Here is a 16,273-nt window from a genome sequence, read left to right as displayed (position 1 = left end):
CCAGTGAAATCAACTTATTCGCTCGAACAACTGCTGCCTTATATACGACAACATTCAAATTTCTACCGCCAGCAACTGGAACACTTACCGCCGCACGGTATTACACTAAAAGATCTACCGCTGACCAATGCGGCAGACTATTGGGCTGACAGCCATGATTTGAGTCATTGGCCGGTCCTGACCGGAAAGATCGACGATGCGCTGGCGTTTAAAACCGGCGGATCGACCAGCCAGGGCAAACTGACGGTGTACACCTATAGCGAATGGCAAGTACTGGTCAGTACGTTTGGAGAAAGTTTCTCCTCTCAGTTGAACGACGGCGACCGTGTCGCCAATCTGTTTTTTTCCGGTGATCTCTACGCCAGTTTTCTGTTCATCCACGACGCCCTGGCACATGTCAGGCGATCCATTTGCGAATTTCCGTTTACCGGACACGTCGAGCTGGATGTCCTGGCCAATGCGATTGATCAGCACCGGATCAACGTGCTGGTCGGCGTACCGGCACAGCTGCTGCGATTCGCGGCCTACCTTAACCAGCATCGGCGAGTATTGTGCGGGGTTGAAACGTTGTTGTACGGCGGCGAAAGCCTGTTTGCCCCGCAGTTGGCAATCCTCACCGACGTGTTTCCTAACGTGCGCATTGCTTCCATTGGCTACGCCAGTGTAGACGCCGGCCTTATCGGGGCCAGCGGGCGCGACTGCGCCTTGGGCGAGCATCGGGTGTTTGAACCACACACCGTGCTGGAGATCGTCGATGAGCTCACCGGCGAAGTCATCGAAGAATGCGATCGTACCGGATTGTTGGTGGTGACCAATCTGACTCGCCGGCTCATGCCACTGCTGCGTTATCCGGTGGGCGACCGCGCGTGCTGGCGCGAACCCGGCTCAACCCCGAAGCGCAAATTCGCCCTCAAGGGACGTAGCGCACACAGCCAGCGCGTGCGAGTCGGGGTGCTGTCGCTGCTGATCGATGACATCCAGCAGATCGTCCAACGCATTGCCCACAACGACCAATGGCAATTGCTGATCGAACATGACGGATACAAGGATATTTTGTGTGTGAAGTGGGTTCCCTCAGCGCTATCAATGGCCACCGTACCGGTGTGCCGAGCGTTGTACGAGGCGCTGGTTGAACACTATCCCGCCATCGAGGAACTGAGCCGCGAGGGTCTGTTGGAGTTGCGAGTGCTGTCCTGCGATGTCGCAGCACTAAAGCTGCACCCACGTTCCGGCAAACAACTGCGGGTCCTGGACTTGCGCATTTATGACGCACCGTCGCCGGAGACTGCGTGATGCCACATTTGATTTTTCGACCCTATCGGCCATCCGACGCACGTGCCGTGAGCCAGTTGTTTCGCGAGGTCTATGGCGATCATTACGTTCAGCCGGATGTTTACTTGCCGAATATGATCAATCAGCACAATGCCGAGAGGCGCTGGAAGTCGATGCTGGCGGTGGACGGCATACGCGTTCTGGGCCATGCAGCGCTGTGCCATGACACTCTTTCGGACACTACAGAACTCGCCCTGAGCGTGGTGCATCCCGCCGCGCAGGGCCAGAATATCGCGACCCGTCTGGGCCGGGAGTTACTGTCGCGGTCACATTCTCTGGGATTCAAGGGCGTTTCGATCAAACAAGTAACCCACCATCCTTACACGCAACGCATGGCAGCCAACATCGGCTTCCACAGCACGGGTTTGCTTCCTGACTACGTCCCTTCGCCCTTCGCTGAGCCACTGCCGGAAACCATCGTAATGGGGTGTTACGTTGTCGAAGGACATACGCGACCGCTCCCCGACATCCCATGGCCTGACAGCTGCCGGGGGTTTATGCAGCACTTGTGTTCCGTGTTCGGGACTCATCCGGACACGACGCCGTTGTCTTCTCTGCCCTTGCAACTCAAGCAACACCATAAAAGATTCGACATGGTCATTCAGCGTTTGACCAAACGTCTGCTTGACCAGATCGGTCAATTGCCCCGGCACTGGCTGATCTCGGCCAGACTTCAGATGTCACTGCTCTTTGCCCAGGACTTTCGCAATTTGGCGGCCCTTGGCTTCACCTTTACCGGGCTGATGCCTGCACCTGGCAGTAAAGGGTGGTTCGCCCTGTTTCATCGAGGGGTACTGGCTCGGCACCTCAACCTGCACTGCCCGCGCATGCAACAACTGCATGATGACTTACAGCAAATCGCCAACATGCACAGTAGCGGCGAACAACGCCCGCTCAGGCGCGTGAGTCTTTTCGATAAAAGTCATTGCCCGGCTGCGCGCAAAGCTCCACCAGCCAGTCGACAAACACCCTCACCCGCCGGGACAACTGGCGGTGTGGCGGGTAGAGCGCCGTCAGCGGCATCCCCGGTGTCGGCACCGTCCTGAGAACTTCGCACAAACGGCCTTCGCTCAGCTGGCGGGCTACGTGGTAGTACGGAGTCTGGACCAAACCATACCCCGCCTCACAAGCGGCCAGATAACCATCGGCACTGTTGACCGAGACTTGCTTGGGTAGATTAATGACCTGAACCTGATCATTGACCATGAACTCCAGCCCATACCGCTTGCCGTTGCTGCTGGAGAAGTACTCCACCATCTGATGGCCTCCAAGGTCAGCCAGGCACTGAGGCGTTCCGAATCGCTTCAAGTAGTCGGGGCTGGCACACGTGACCTGGTCCAGCATGGCCAGCGGCCGCGCCACCAGAGAATCGTCCAGTGCGTCGCCGCCCCGCAGCACGCAATCGACGCCTTCGCGTATCAGGTCGACAGGCCGGTCATTCAAGCCGATTTCCAGCTCGATCAAGGGATACCGGGCAGTAAATTGCGGCAATGCCGGGATCACCATCAAGCGTCCTACGCCCGCTGGCATGTCCACGCGCAACAGTCCCTTGGGGTTGTTGCGTGCAGCGCTGAACACCGCTTCGGTTTCCTCCAGGTCCGCCAGCAACCGCACGCAACGAGGGTAATAGGCCGCGCCGTCGAGCGTCAGGCTGATCTGCCGCGTCGTGCGTTGCAGCAGTTGCACACCGAGATGCGCCTCCAGTTGCTTGATCAGAATGGTCACTGAGGCCCGGGGCAATTGCAGGCTATCCGCCGCCTTGGCAAAGCCGCCCAATTCGACGATTCGAGTGAATACGCGCATGGCGTTAAAACGGTCCATTGCTTTTGCTTACCGGCTGATTATTTAGAAATTACGAACAGTGATAGCAGTTTTAGCCGGTTTATCTTGTTTCTGTCGAGGTCAACAATGGACTCCACATTCACAGGGAGCTGATTTCATGCACACACGTCAACTGGGTAAAAATGGTCCACAAGTGAGCGCGATAGGTCTGGGCTGCATGGGCATGACCGATTTCTACACGACTGGCGTGGACATCCGCGAAGCCACGGCCACTCTGCACCGCGCGCTGGAGTTGGGGATCAACCTGCTCGACACCGCTGACATGTACGGCCCGCACACCAACGAAGAACTGATCGGCAAAGCCATCGTCGGCAAACGCGACCAGGTGTTTCTGGCCAGCAAATTCGGGATCGTCCGCGACCCGGGCAATCCGGTTGCGCGAGGCGTCAACGGCCGACCGGAGTACATTCGCGCCTCTATCGACGGCACCCTGAAGCGCCTCGGTGTCGAGACCCTGGATTTGTATTACCAGCACCGCATCGATCCGCAGGTGGCCATCGAGGAAACCGTCGGCGCCATGGCCGACCTGGTGAAAGCCGGCAAGGTTCGGTACCTGGGTTTGAGCGAGGCCTCGGCCGCAACGCTTGAGCGGGCACACAAGGTTCATCCGATCAGTGCACTGCAAAGCGAGTATTCGTTGTGGAGCCGCGATCAGGAGGAAAACGGTTGTCTGGCTGCGTGTCAGCGACTGGGAATCGCCTTCGTCCCCTACAGCCCTTTGGGCCGTGGTTTTCTCACCGGAGCGCTGAAAAGCCCTGATGATTTTGCGGCAGACGACTACCGTCGTTTCAGCCCGCGTTTTCAAGGCGAGAATTTCGCCAGGAATCTGTTGCTGGTGCAGCAAGTGCAGGACCTGGCCGCAGAAAAAGGCGTGACCGCCGGTCAACTGGCACTCGCATGGGTACTGGCTCAGGGTGATTACGTAATCCCGATTCCGGGGACTAAACAACGTAAATACCTGGAAGAAAATGTGGCCGCGCTGAACGTGAAACTCAGCGGTGAAGACTTGCAAGCGCTGGAAGCGATATTCCCGGCCAATGCCACGGCTGGCTTACGTTACCCGGAGGAAGTCATGAAGTTGCTTGACCGGTAACCAACACCTGGCCCGCTGCGTCACACCGAAGAACAAGTGGCCCTCGATCGACGAACTGGTGAAAAGCGGTCAGGCCAGCGAGATCAATACCCAACAACTGCTGGAAGCCAACAGTCGCGTGAGCGCGATCATGGGGCGGTTCAAGGTCCGTTAACCGCTCTTGAGTTACCCACGCTCCCTGTGGCGAGGGGGTTTACCCCCGTTGGGCTGCGAAGCGGCCCCATAAAATCTACGACTGCTGTGCAGCCGAACGGGGGTAAACCCCCTCGCCACAAATGATTTTGCGTTAGCCGTATTACTTCGAAACAATCTCCTGCCTCGATGCCGGCTAAAATGGTCAGAATGCATTTTTTTGGCCGCCATTCGAAACGAGATTCCCCATGCGAACCCACCTGCGTCTGGTCGCCCTGAGCGCCCTGTTTATTTCCTCCCTGGCCCAGGCCGCCGACCTGATCCCGATCGAGGTTCACCGCGATGCCAATTGCGGTTGCTGCAAAAAATGGATCAGCCATCTGGAAGCCAACGGCTTCAAAGTCGACGATCACGTCGAAGCCAACATGAGCGAATTCAAGCAACAGCACGGCGTGCCTCCGCGCCTGGCGTCGTGCCATACCGGCTTGATCAACGGCAAATTCGTTGAAGGTCATGTCCCCGCCGATCAGGTGCTGGCCTTGAGCAAGCGCGACGATCTGTTGGGCGTTGCCGCCCCCGGCATGCCCATGGGTTCACCCGGCATGGAAATGGACGGCATGAGTGATGCGTATCAAGTGATCGGCCTGAAAAAAGACGGCACTGACGTGGTGGTGGCGGACTACCCCGCCCATTGATGTTTGGTGCGTACTTCGGGCTGTTCTTCGCCGCATTCGGTGCGGCAACCTTGCTGCCCTTGCAGTCCGAAGCGGTGTTGGTGGGGCTGTTGCTCAGCGGCAAGTATTGGCTCTGGTCGCTGCTCGCCGTGGCGACATTGGGCAACGTTCTGGGGTCACTGCTGAACTGGTGGCTGGGGCGCGGTATCGAGCGGTTTCGTGATCGGCGCTGGTTTCCGGTCAGCCCGCGCCATCTGGAAAAAGCCCGGGTTCATTATCAGCGTTACGGCCAGTGGTCGTTGCTGCTGAGCTGGGTGCCTGTGATCGGTGATCCGCTGACCTTGGTGGCCGGTGTGATGCGCGAGCCGCTGGGGCGATTCCTGCTGATCGTGACCCTTGCCAAAGGCGCCCGTTATGGTGTGTTGGCCATGGCCACAGTGGGCTGGATGGGTTGAACGATCATCCACGGCGATTGCCTGTGTTTAATGTCGCCCTAATCATGCCGATCCAGCATCGGCCGATTTCCAATGGAGTTCCCCATGTCCCTCACCCGCTCCCGCTGGCTGCCCGGCCTGCTGCTGACCGCTGCATTGCCTGTCATCGCCCACGCCGAAGGCCCGGAATATGGACCGCAGCTGCAGGGTTTCGAGTACCCCTACACAGTCAAGCATTTCGCCTTTGAGTCCCAGGGTAAATCCCTGCAAATGGGTTATATGGATGTCGCTGCTCACGGCAAGGCCAATGGACGCATCGTGGTGCTGATGCACGGCAAGAACTTCTGCGGTGCCACTTGGGACACTTCGATCAAGGCCCTGAGCGAGGCCGGTTACCGGGTCATCGCCCCGGATCAAATCGGTTTTTGCACCTCCAGTAAACCGGACAACTATCAGTACAGCTTCCAGCAACTGGCGACCAACACCCAGCAACTGCTCAAGGCCCTGGGCATTCAGAAGACCAGTATTCTCGGGCATTCCACCGGCGGCATGCTCGCTACCCGCTATGCGCTGCAATACCCCGATCAAGTTGAACAACTGGCACTGGTCAACCCCATCGGCCTGGAAGACTGGAAAGCCCTCGGCGTGCCCTATCGCACGGTTGATCAATGGTATGAGCGCGAGCTGAAACTCACGGCCGAAGGCATCCGCACCTATGAACGCAACACCTATTACGGCGGCCGCTGGAAACCTGAATTCGATCGCTGGGTAGACATGCTCGCCGGGCTGAACAAAGGGCCGGGGCATACGCAGGTGGCGTGGAATTCGGCGCTGATCTACGACATGATCTTCACCCAACCGGTGTACTACGAGTTCAAGGACCTGAAGATGCCGACCTTGCTGCTGATCGGTACATCCGACACCACCGCCATCGGCAGCGACATCGCACCGCCCGAGGTCAAGGCGAAACTCGGTCACTACAACGTCCTCGGCAAGCAGGTGGCAAAACTGATTCCCCGGTCGACGCTGGTCGAATTCCCCGGCATGGGCCACGCGCCGCAAATGGAAGAACCGGCACAATTCCACCAGGCCCTGCTCGCCTGGCTGAACAAAACCAACCCCGTTCATTGATGAGGTAAGGCTGATGGCAGTGCAGATTGCGGTGATTGATGACTGGCAGGACGTGGCCCGTGATGTGGTGGACTGGTCGGTGCTGGACGACATCGGTGAAGTGAGCTTCCTCCATGACTACCCTGCCGACAACGAAACCCTGGCGGCACGGCTAGGCGAGTTCGAGGTGATCTGCGTGATGCGCGAGCGCACCCGTTTCGACGAGGACCTGCTGCGGCGCTTACCGAAACTCAAGCTGCTGGCCACTGGCAGCATGCGCAACGCCGCGCTGGACCTGAAAGCCGCCGCAACGCTGGGCATTCAGGTCTGTGGCACCGACAGTTACAAGCACGCCGCGCCGGAACTGACTTGGGCGCTGATCATGGCGGCGACCCGCAACCTGGTCGTCGAAGCCAACGCCCTGCGCGCCGGTTTATGGCAGCAAAGCCTGGGTGGCGATCTGCACGGCAAGACCCTGGCGATCCTCGGTCTGGGCAGCATTGGCACTCGCGTTGCCCAGTTCGGTCAAGTGTTCGGCATGCGGGTGATTGCCTGGAGCGAGAACCTGACCGCCGAACGTGCGGCCGAGGTCGGCGTGACCTACGTCAGCAAGCAGGAACTGTTCGAACAGGCCGATGTGTTGTCGGTCCATCTGGTGCTCAGCGATCGCAGCCGAGGCTTGGTGGACGCCCAGGCGCTGGACTGGATGAAACCCTCGGCGCTGCTGGTCAACACGGCCCGTGGTCCGATTGTCGATGAGTCCGCGTTGATCAAGGCGTTGCAGAAACGGCGACTGGCAGGCGCTGCGCTGGACGTGTTCGAGCAGGAACCCTTGCCGCCTCATCATCCGTTCAGAACCCTGGACAATGTGCTGGCCACGCCCCACGTCGGGTATGTCAGCCAGCAAAACTACCACCAGTTTTTCTCGCAGATGATCGAGGACATTCAAGCCTGGTCTGCGGGACAACCGATTCGGTTATTGGGCTAGCCGGTTCTATAGCCGGCAGCCGCCGAGTGATGGACCTGATCTTTCATGACAGTGCTCCAGATCGACAACGAATGCTGTCGAGCATAACGCTTCGATTTGAGCTTTCCTTGCACAGACCGCCAGAACGAAATGAATAATTGTTCACCCTGCGGTGTTCATCTTTCATCGCCCCTGAGAGTTAACCTGTGGAGCATCGCCCATGAACACCCGTTTCGCTGTGTTAACCGTCCAGTTGCTGCTGGCAGTCGCATTGTCCAGTTCGTTGGCGTTCGCCAATGGTGGTGGCGATGAAGCCCCCGCACGACCCAATTGCCCCAAAGGGCAGGTCTTCGACTCCCGGTCGCAAAAATGCCTCAAGCAAACCAGCAGCCTGGTACCAGACGCCGAGCGCACCGATTACGCGTATCGACTGGCCAAGGACGGTCGCTACGAGGAAGCGCTGGCCCTGCTCGACACCCTCAAACAGCCAAACACCGCCAAAGCCTTGAACTATCGCGGCTACGCCACGCGTAAACTGGGGCGGACCGACGAAGGCATCGGTTATTACCTGCAATCGGTCAAACTTGACCCGCACTACGCACAAGTTCGCGAATACCTCGGCGAAGCGTATGTGATCAAAGGTAGGCTGGACCTCGCTCAAGAACAGTTGCAGCAAATCAAATCCATCTGCGGCAGCACCACCTGCGAGGAATACCAGGACCTGGCCGAAGCCATCAACGATTCATCGAAAACCTGACACACCGAGCAGACGGAGGTCGCCATCGCCAGCGATCAGGCAATACGGGCAGAACTGGGCCAGCACCTGGCGCGTTTATGGCGCTACGGCCTGCTGTTGTCCCGGCAACGGCATGTCGCCGAAGACCTGGTGCAGGCCACCTGCGTGCGGGCGCTCGAGCGTGCCGGGCAGTTTATCCCGGGCTCGCGCATGGACCGCTGGTTGCTGAGTATTCTGCACTCGATCTGGCTCAACGAAGTTCGCTCCCGAAGAGTGCGTCATGGACAAGGGCTGGTGGATGCCGACAACGCCTTGTCGTTCGATGGCGAGTATGCGGCGCAAACCCATGTCCTCGCGGCTCAGGTGATTCGGCGCGTTGATGCCCTGCCCGAAACCCAACGCGAAACGGTGTTTCTCGCCTACGTCGAGGGCTTGTCCTACCGCGAAGTGGCCGACGTGCTGGACGTCCCCATCGGCACTGTCATGAGTCGCCTGGCTGCGGCACGCGCAAAACTGGCCGAATACCCGCCATTGCACACCGTGCCGAACCCTTCCACAGGAGAACGTCGATGAACGATCACGCACGCCCGACGGTACCCTCGGATGAGCAACTGGTGGCCTACCTCGACAACCAGCTCGACAACGAACAGCGCACCCGCATCGACGCGGCCATTGCCGAGAACCCGACGCTCAACCTGCGCCTGCAATGGCTGGCCCGCAGCAACCTGCCGTTCAAGGCGGCCTACGACGAGTTGGGCCGACAGGCGCCCGTGGACCGCTTGCAATCGATGCTCGACACCTTGCCTTCACCTGAACGCCCAGCCATGAATCGGCGCTGGTTTCTCGCGGCGGCCGCCGGGTTGGTGTTGAGTGGTGTGGTGGCGGATCGGCTGTTCCTCGGTTGGCGGTTGAGCCAGCAAAAGGAAAACTGGCGCGGGCTGGTGGCCGAGTACATGTCGCTTTACGTGCCGCAAACCCTGGACCATCTGGCCACTGACGAAGCCGCTCAGCGAGCGCAACTGCGGACCATCGATGCACGTCTTGGCCTGAATCTTGTGCCGGCGAAACTGGCCCTGCCACGGTCCGAGTTCAAGCGCGCGCAAATACTCGAGTACGACGGTGTCGCCATTGCCCAAATTACCTACCTGGACCCGACGCACGGCCCCATGGCGCTGTGCGTCACCCGCTCCAACAGCGGCAGCCGGCATTTCGCCCAGGAGCGCCGGTACGGGATGAACATTGTCTATTGGGCTGACATGGAACATGCCTGGATGTTGATCGGGCATAACCCGGTGGCGGATCTGGAGGACATGGCGAAATTGTTGAGAGGCCGGCTGAGCGCGTGATTGGTTTTGTCACTAGGCTGGGGGCTCATTTCAGGCTGAGGTGGGCAACCACAAACGGAACCGTGCCCCACCCAGCGGCGACGCTTCGACGGTGAGCGTACCGCCCTGAGCCTCTAGCGCCCGTCGACTGATCGCCAACCCCAGACCAAACCCGCCAGTCGCCCGATCCCGACTGCGATCCAGTCGATAGAACGGTTCGAAAATCCGCTCACGCTCCTCATCCGGAATACCGATCCCGTCATCGTCCACCCAGATTTCAGCCCCCTTGGCACACACCCGCACACCAATCTGAATGCGTTTTTCGCAGTAGCGCATCGCATTGCGCAGCAGGTTCTGAATAGCGCGGGCAGTCAGTCTTGGGTCGAGGGCGAAGCGTTCAAGTTGTCCGTGCAGGAGCACATCGATAACGATGTCCGGGGATTCCAGTTCTTCGTCGACGCTGCCAAGGATGCTGTCGATAAATTCATCCAGCGACACCTCGACCCGCTCCGGCAGCCGCGCCGGGTTTTGCAGGCGGCTGTAGGACAGCAGTTCCAGCACCAGCTCATCGAGCTCGCGAATGTGCGCGACCAGACCTTGCAGACGCTCGCGGCTGGCGGCGGGTAAATCGTCGGACAGTGCCAGCGCCAGGCCGAAATCCAGTCGTGTCAGGGGCGTGCGCAATTCGTGAGAGACGGCATTGAGCAGGTCCCGCTGCTGGTTGAGCAAGTTCTCGATATCACCGGCCATGGTGTCGAAGACGTTGGCCAGGCTGCCGATGTTGGAGCTTTTGGAAATCTGCGTGCGCTCGCTCAAGTGGCCTTTGCCGAATCGTTCAGCCGTACCTTTGAGGCGTTCCAGGTCGTGCCAGTGCGGGCGCAACCACAGCAACAGGCAGGCGAGCATGGTCGCGCCGATCAGCACGTTGATGCTCCAGTACAACAGGCTGACGTCCATCGGGTCTGGCGGCACGACCATCTCCACCACCGTCCGCTCGTTCAGCGGCGACACCGCCAGGGTGCGCCAGCCCCAGTCGCCAATGCGCACGACGTGCTCGCCACGCTGCAAACGCTTGCGCTCATTAGGGGTGAAATCGGCATCGTCGTTACCGGTCAGGACGATGTGCAGGGGCTGGAATTCCTTGTCCATCTCCGCGGCCAAGGCCGGCCACTGCTCCGGGGGCACGGCGTGAAACTGTTTGACGATGAGGGTTTGCAGCCCGCGGGAATAATCGAGGTTGTAGGTGACAAAGCGCTCCTGGAAGACCTTGATCACCACGTCAGGCACCAGATAGATCGCCGCGCTGTACGAAACGATGGTCACCAGGTACAGGCGAAACAGGATTCTGAACATCGACTCAGCATTCCCACTCGGAACGGCTGAACAGGTAACCCTTGCCCCACACGGTCTTGATCTTGCGCGCCTCGCCGGCGTGGTCGTCGAACTTGCGCCGCAGCTTGGAAATCGCCACGTCCACCGAGCGATCGGTGCCATTGAACTCGATGCCGCGCAGGCGTTGCAGAATCTGGTCGCGGCTGAGCACTTCGCCGGCATGCCGAGCGAGCACCACCAGCAGGTTGTATTCACCGCTGGACAGCTCGACCAGTTGCTCACGCCAGGTCACGGTGCGCTCGGACAGGTCGATGCACAGATTGCCCATCAGAATGCGGTCATTGGCCGTCTGCGGTTCAGTGAGGCTGCTGCGCCGCAACAACGTCCGCACCCGGGCCAGCAACACGCGCGGTTCGCAGGGTTTGGTGACGTAGTCGTCGGCGCCCATTTCCAGGCCCAGCACCTGATCGTGACTGTCGTCGCGGGCGGTGAGCATCAGGATCGGCAACGTGGCCGAATCGGCGCGCAGCAAGCGGCAGACTTGCAGGCCATCGAGCCCCGGCAGCATCAGGTCGAGGATCACCAGGTCCGGCGGATTGACCCGCGCACGTTCGCGCACATGGTCACCACGGCTGATCACGCTGACGCTATAGCCGTTGCGTTCCAGGTAACTGGCAATCAATTCGGAGAGCGCGGTGTCGTCTTCGACCAGGAGGATGTTGGGCATGGGTGTTTCCAAAAAGTGCAGTGGCGCCAGATACACCGCTATCGCGAGCAAGCTCGCTCCCACAGTGTCCGGTGGTGTTCACAAAGTCTGTGTCCACTCAGATCCCTGTGGGAGCGAGCTTGCTCGCGAAGGCGGCCTGACCGTCGCAAAAAGTTTCAAGCCGTGAAGGATATACGCCTGCGCCCGCCCGTGAGTAAAACCCTTACACAATTTCACACCGCGCCTACAAAGCTTCACCGCTACCCTCGTCGTCTCCCCGTAGGATGCTGGGGGTCATTATTGGGGTATTACATGTCAAAGTATCTGCTTGCCAGGCTCAGCCTGATTGCACTGGCGGTGACGCTGAGCGCTTGTGACAAGGCCTCCACGGCCGAAGAACAGGCACCTCTGGCCACGGTTCGCATCGAAACCATCCAGGCCAGCCCCTTGTCGATCACCAGTGAACTGAGCGGGCGGATTGCCGCGCCACGGATTGCCGAAGTCCGTGCCCGGGTTGCCGGGGTGGTGTTGCAACGGGCGTTCCGTGAAGGCAGCGATGTGAAAAAGGGCGAAGTGTTGTTCCGAATCGACCCGGCGCCGTTCAAGGCAGACCTGGACAGCGCCGAAGCGGCGTTGCGCAAGGCTGAAGCCAATGCGTTCCAGGCGCGCCTGCAAGAGCAGCGTTACGCGCAGTTGATCGAAGGCAATGCCATCAGCGGTCAGGATTATGACAACGCCCGGGCCAATGCCCGGCAAACCGCTGCCGACGTCGCCGCGAACAAAGCCGCCGTGGAGCGGGCGAAACTCAACCTGGGTTACGCCACGGTCACGGCGCCGATCTCCGGGCGCATCGGCCGTGCACTGGTGACCGAAGGCGCACTGGTCGGGCAGAACGAAACCACACCGCTGGCGTTGATTCAGCAACTGAACCCGATTCACGCCGACCTCACCCAATCGACCCGCGAACTCAACGACCTGCGCCGGGCATTCCGTTCCGGCCAGTTGCAGCAGGTCGGTCAGGATCAGGCCAAAGCCACGCTGATCCAGGACGACGGCAGTCTCTATCCGTTGCCGGGCAAGCTGCTGTTCACCGACATCACCGTCGACCCCGGCACCGGTCAGATCATTCTGCGCAGCGAATTCCCCAACCCGGACCTCGACTTGCTGCCGGGCAGCTTCGTGCGCGTGCGTCTGGAGCAAGCGGTCATTCAGCAAGGCATCAGCGTGCCGCAACGGGCCATTCAGCGTGACAGCGCCGGCATCGCCCAAGTGCTGTTGCTCGACGCCGAACAGCGGGTCGGCCAGCAACCGGTCGAACTGGGCGCCGTGCAGAACGATCGCTGGATCGTCACCGCCGGACTCAAGCCCGGTGACCGCATCGTCACTGAAGGCCTGCAACACGCCCGCCCCGGCGAAAAAGTGCAGATCGACGACACCCCTCTTCCACTTGCCCAGGCTTCTGGTCAGTAAGCAGGACGCTTTTTTATGCCGCAGTTCTTTATCGATCGCCCGGTGTTCGCCTGGGTGGTTGCGCTGTTCATCCTGTTGGCCGGCGCCCTGGCCATTCCACAGTTGCCAGTGGCGCAATACCCCAACGTCGCGCCGCCGAAAGTCGAAATCTACGCCGTGTACCCCGGTGCTTCGGCGCAGACCGTGGACGAAAGCGTGGTCAGCCTGATCGAGGAAGAACTCAACGGCGCGGACCATCTGCTGTATTTCGAATCCCAAAGCAGCCTCGGCAGTGCGACCATTACTGCAACGTTCCAGCCGGGCACTGACCCGGAAATGGCTCAGGTCGATGTGCAAAACCGTCTGAAAGTGGTCGAGTCGCGCTTGCCTCAAGCGGTGACGCAACAAGGTTTGCAGGTGGAGAAAGTTTCCGCCGGTTTCCTGCTGCTGATCACCCTCACCTCCAGCGACGGCAAGCTCGACGACGTGGCGCTCAGCGATTACCTGGCGCGCAACGTGATGAACGAGATCAAGCGTCTGGACGGCGTCGGCAAGGCGCAGCTGTACGGTGCCGAACGGGCGATGCGGATCTGGATCGACCCGCAGAAACTGATCGGTTTCAACCTGACCCCGGCTGACGTCAACGCCGCCATCGTCGCGCAGAACGCACAAGTGTCGGCGGGCAGCATCGGCGACTTGCCGACCCGCACCACTCAGGAAATCACCGCGACCATTCTGGTCAAAGGCCAGTTGTCTACGCCGGAAGAGTTCGCCGACATCGTCCTGAAAGCCAATCCCGACGGCTCAACTGTGCGCATCAAAGACGTGGCACGCGTCGAGATCGGCAGTCAGGAATATCAGTTCTCCACGCGCCTCAACGGCAAACCGTCGACCGCCGTCAGCGTGCAGTTAGCACCGGGCGCCAATGCCTTGAGCACTGCCACATTGGTGCGGGCGAAGATGGACGAATTGGCGCGCTACTTCCCGGCTGGCGTGGAATACAAGATCCCGTACGACACCTCGCCCTTCGTCAAAGTCTCGATCACCAAAGTGGTTTACACCCTTGGCGAGGCGATGTTGCTGGTGTTTGCGGTGATGTTCCTGTTCCTGCAAAACATCCGCTACACGCTGATTCCAACCCTGGTGGTGCCGGTGGCGCTGATGGGCACCTTTGCGACCATGTTGGCGTTGGGGTTTTCGATCAACGTGCTGACCATGTTCGGCATGGTGCTGGCCATCGGCATCCTGGTGGATGATGCGATTGTGGTGGTGGAGAACGTTGAGCGCATCATGGCCACTGAAGGCCTGTCGCCCAAAGAGGCAACGCGCAAAGCAATGAAGCAGATCACCGGCGCAATCATCGGCATCACGCTGGTGCTGGTGGCGGTGTTCATTCCGATGGCGTTCATGCAGGGTTCGGTCGGGGTGATTTACCGGCAGTTCTCCTTGTCGATGGCCACCTCGATTCTGTTCTCGGCGTTCCTCGCCCTGACCTTGACCCCGGCACTGTGCGCAACGTTGCTCAAGCCGATTGCCAAGGGCGAACATCACGAGAAGCGCGGATTTTTCGGCTGGTTCAACCGGCGTTTCGAGCAACTGACCGAGCGTTATCAGGGCTGGGTCGCCTATGCGTTGAAACGCTCTGGCCGTTACCTGCTGATCTACGGCGTGCTGCTGATCGGATTGGGGGTGTGCTTCAGTCGACTGCCCTCCTCGTTCCTGCCGGTGGAGGATCAGGGTTACACCATCACCGACATCCAACTGCCACCGGGCGCGAGCAAGAACCGCACGGTGCAGGTGGTTGAGCAAATCGAAGCGCACAACGCCACTGAACCCGGCGTTGGCGACAGCACGGTAATTCTCGGTTTCAGCTTCTCCGGCAGCGGCCAGAACGCGGCGTTGGCGTTTACCACGCTCAAAGACTGGTCTGACCGGGGTAGCGACGACTCGGCCAGTTCCATTGCCGATCGCGCCAACATCGCGTTGAGCCAGATCAAGGACGCCGTAGCGTTTGCAGTACTGCCGCCGCCGGTTGACGGTCTGGGCACCTCCAGCGGTTTCGAGTTCCGCTTGCAGGACCGTGGCGGTCTTGGCCACGCCACGTTAATGCAGGCGCGTAGTGAATTGCTCGCTGCCGCCGAGAAAAGTCCGATCCTGATCAACGTGCGCGAAAGCGCGCTGGCCGAAGCGCCGCAGGTGCAACTGGTCGTCGACCGCAAACAGGCGAACGCGCTGGGTGTGTCCTTTGCCGACATTGGCAATGTGCTGTCCACCGCCGTCGGTTCGGCCTACATCAACGACTTCCCCAATCAGGGGCGGATGCAGCGTGTGGTGGTTCAGGCTGAAGGCGATCAGCGCAGTCAGGTCGCCGATCTGCTGAAGATTCACGTGCGCAACAGCACCGGGAAAATGGTCCCGCTGTCGGCCTTCGTCCAGGCCAAATGGACTCAAGGCCCGGCGCAATTGACTCGCTACAACGGCTACCCGGCGATCAGCATTTCCGGGGAACCGTCGCCCGGTCACAGCACCGGCGAAGCCATGGCCGAAATCGAACGGCTGGTGGCGCAAGGGCCGGCGGGATTGGGCCAGGAATGGACCGGGTTGTCGTTGCAGGAACGCTTGTCTGGCAGTCAGGCACCGATCCTGCTCGGGTTGTCGCTGCTGATCGTGTTCCTGTGTCTGGCCGCGTTGTATGAGAGCTGGTCGATTCCGACCTCGGTGCTGCTGGTGGTGCCGCTCGGCGTGCTCGGCGCGGTACTGGCCGTGACCTTGCGCGGAATGCCCAACGACGTGTTTTTCAAGGTCGGGCTGATCACCATCATCGGCCTGTCGGCGAAGAACGCGATCCTGATCATCGAATTCGCCAAGAGCCTGTACGACGAAGGCCACGACTTGATCGACGCCACCCTGCAAGCCGCGCGCCTGCGCCTGCGGCCGATTGTGATGACGTCGCTGGCGTTCATTCTCGGTGTGGTGCCGCTGGCGATTGCCACCGGGGCCAGTTCGGCGAGCCAGCAAGCCATCGGCACCGGGGTGATTGGCGGGATGATCACGGCGACGCTGGCGGTGGTGTTTGTGCCGGTGTTTTTTGTGGTGGTGATGAAGTTGGTCCGCAAGCGGCATAAAGACCTCTAACCCACA

Annotated in this window: 15 protein-coding genes and 1 pseudogene; 13 read left to right on the top strand and 3 right to left on the bottom strand. The window is 60.0% G+C overall.

Annotated elements, in window-relative coordinates; all coding sequences use genetic code 11:
- Nucleotides 1–3 precede the first annotated feature (3 nt).
- Together VD17_RS12660 and VD17_RS32910 are read left to right on the top strand one after the other, a co-directional pair.
- The gene (locus VD17_RS12660; protein WP_046054101.1) at nt 4–1,293 is read left to right on the top strand and encodes an AMP-binding protein; all 1,290 of its coding nucleotides are present in this window, start codon (nt 4–6) and stop codon (nt 1,291–1,293) included.
- Nucleotides 1,293–1,673, top strand: a pseudogene (locus tag VD17_RS32910) (GNAT family N-acetyltransferase); the annotation flags it as partial. The gene VD17_RS12660 and the pseudogene VD17_RS32910, both read left to right, overlap by 1 nt.
- A 553-nt stretch (nt 1,674–2,226) precedes the next feature.
- On the opposite strand, the gene VD17_RS12645 reads toward VD17_RS32910, so the two are convergent.
- Nucleotides 2,227–3,153 carry a LysR family transcriptional regulator gene (locus tag VD17_RS12645; protein ID WP_046054098.1) on the bottom strand — a complete coding sequence of 309 codons (927 nt, stop codon included), beginning with the start codon at nt 3,151–3,153 and terminating at the stop codon, nt 2,227–2,229.
- Nucleotides 3,154–3,271: 118 nt separating this feature from the next.
- Between VD17_RS12645 and VD17_RS12640 the strand changes: the two genes are divergently transcribed.
- From VD17_RS12640 to VD17_RS12605, 9 genes are all read left to right on the top strand, one after another.
- Nucleotides 3,272–4,267 carry an aldo/keto reductase gene (locus tag VD17_RS12640; RefSeq protein ID WP_046054097.1) on the top strand — a complete coding sequence of 332 codons (996 nt, stop codon included), beginning with the start codon at nt 3,272–3,274 and terminating at the stop codon, nt 4,265–4,267.
- Nucleotides 4,257–4,421 (top strand): hypothetical protein, encoded by a 165-nt coding sequence (locus tag VD17_RS32180; RefSeq protein ID WP_185753144.1) that lies wholly within the window; start codon nt 4,257–4,259, stop codon nt 4,419–4,421. The genes VD17_RS12640 and VD17_RS32180 overlap by 11 nt, the downstream gene beginning before the upstream one ends.
- A gap of 226 nt (nt 4,422–4,647) precedes the next feature.
- Nucleotides 4,648–5,094 (top strand): DUF411 domain-containing protein, encoded by a 447-nt coding sequence (locus VD17_RS12635; protein WP_008155198.1) that lies wholly within the window; start codon nt 4,648–4,650, stop codon nt 5,092–5,094.
- Complete coding sequence (locus VD17_RS12630; protein ID WP_046054096.1) at nt 5,094–5,528, top strand: YqaA family protein; 435 nt, start codon at nt 5,094–5,096, stop codon at nt 5,526–5,528. The genes VD17_RS12635 and VD17_RS12630 overlap by 1 nt, the downstream gene beginning before the upstream one ends.
- An 84-nt stretch (nt 5,529–5,612) precedes the next feature.
- Nucleotides 5,613–6,638, top strand: a complete 1,026-nt coding sequence (locus tag VD17_RS12625) for an alpha/beta fold hydrolase (RefSeq protein WP_046054095.1) — start codon at nt 5,613–5,615, stop codon at nt 6,636–6,638.
- A gap of 13 nt (nt 6,639–6,651) precedes the next feature.
- Complete coding sequence (locus VD17_RS12620) at nt 6,652–7,605, top strand: D-2-hydroxyacid dehydrogenase family protein (protein WP_046054094.1); 954 nt, start codon at nt 6,652–6,654, stop codon at nt 7,603–7,605.
- Nucleotides 7,606–7,804: 199 nt separating this feature from the next.
- Entirely contained in the window at nt 7,805–8,341 is a 537-nt protein-coding gene (locus VD17_RS12615) for a tetratricopeptide repeat protein (RefSeq protein WP_046054093.1), read from the top strand.
- A gap of 54 nt (nt 8,342–8,395) precedes the next feature.
- A complete protein-coding gene (locus tag VD17_RS12610; protein WP_221174432.1) occupies nt 8,396–8,893 on the top strand; it encodes a sigma-70 family RNA polymerase sigma factor in 498 nt (165 codons plus the stop codon).
- The gene (locus tag VD17_RS12605; RefSeq protein WP_046054092.1) at nt 8,890–9,666 is read left to right on the top strand and encodes an anti-sigma factor family protein; all 777 of its coding nucleotides are present in this window, start codon (nt 8,890–8,892) and stop codon (nt 9,664–9,666) included. The genes VD17_RS12610 and VD17_RS12605 overlap by 4 nt, the downstream gene beginning before the upstream one ends.
- Nucleotides 9,667–9,696: 30 nt before the next feature.
- Here the strand turns inward: VD17_RS12605 and VD17_RS12600 are convergent, their stop codons facing one another.
- A complete protein-coding gene (locus VD17_RS12600; RefSeq protein ID WP_046054091.1) occupies nt 9,697–10,998 on the bottom strand; it encodes an ATP-binding protein in 1,302 nt (433 codons plus the stop codon).
- 4 nt (nt 10,999–11,002) lie between these two features.
- Nucleotides 11,003–11,704 carry a response regulator transcription factor gene (locus VD17_RS12595; protein WP_008155184.1) on the bottom strand — a complete coding sequence of 234 codons (702 nt, stop codon included), beginning with the start codon at nt 11,702–11,704 and terminating at the stop codon, nt 11,003–11,005.
- Between the two features lie 291 nt (nt 11,705–11,995).
- Here VD17_RS12595 and VD17_RS12590 point away from each other — a divergent pair, with 291 nt between their 5' ends.
- Nucleotides 11,996–13,153: an efflux RND transporter periplasmic adaptor subunit gene (locus VD17_RS12590; RefSeq protein WP_046054090.1), complete on the top strand. Its 1,158-nt coding sequence runs from the start codon at nt 11,996–11,998 to the stop codon at nt 13,151–13,153.
- A 15-nt stretch (nt 13,154–13,168) separates the two neighbouring features.
- A complete protein-coding gene (locus tag VD17_RS12585) occupies nt 13,169–16,267 on the top strand; it encodes an efflux RND transporter permease subunit (protein WP_046054089.1) in 3,099 nt (1,032 codons plus the stop codon).
- The last annotated feature ends 6 nt before the right edge of the window (nt 16,268–16,273 follow it).

The organism is Pseudomonas fluorescens (genome assembly GCF_000968015.1).
Classification (GTDB): Bacteria; Pseudomonadota; Gammaproteobacteria; order Pseudomonadales; family Pseudomonadaceae; genus Aquipseudomonas; species Aquipseudomonas fluorescens_W.
Note: the sequence above shows the minus strand (reverse complement) of the source record. Positions and strands in the feature narration are given on the sequence as shown.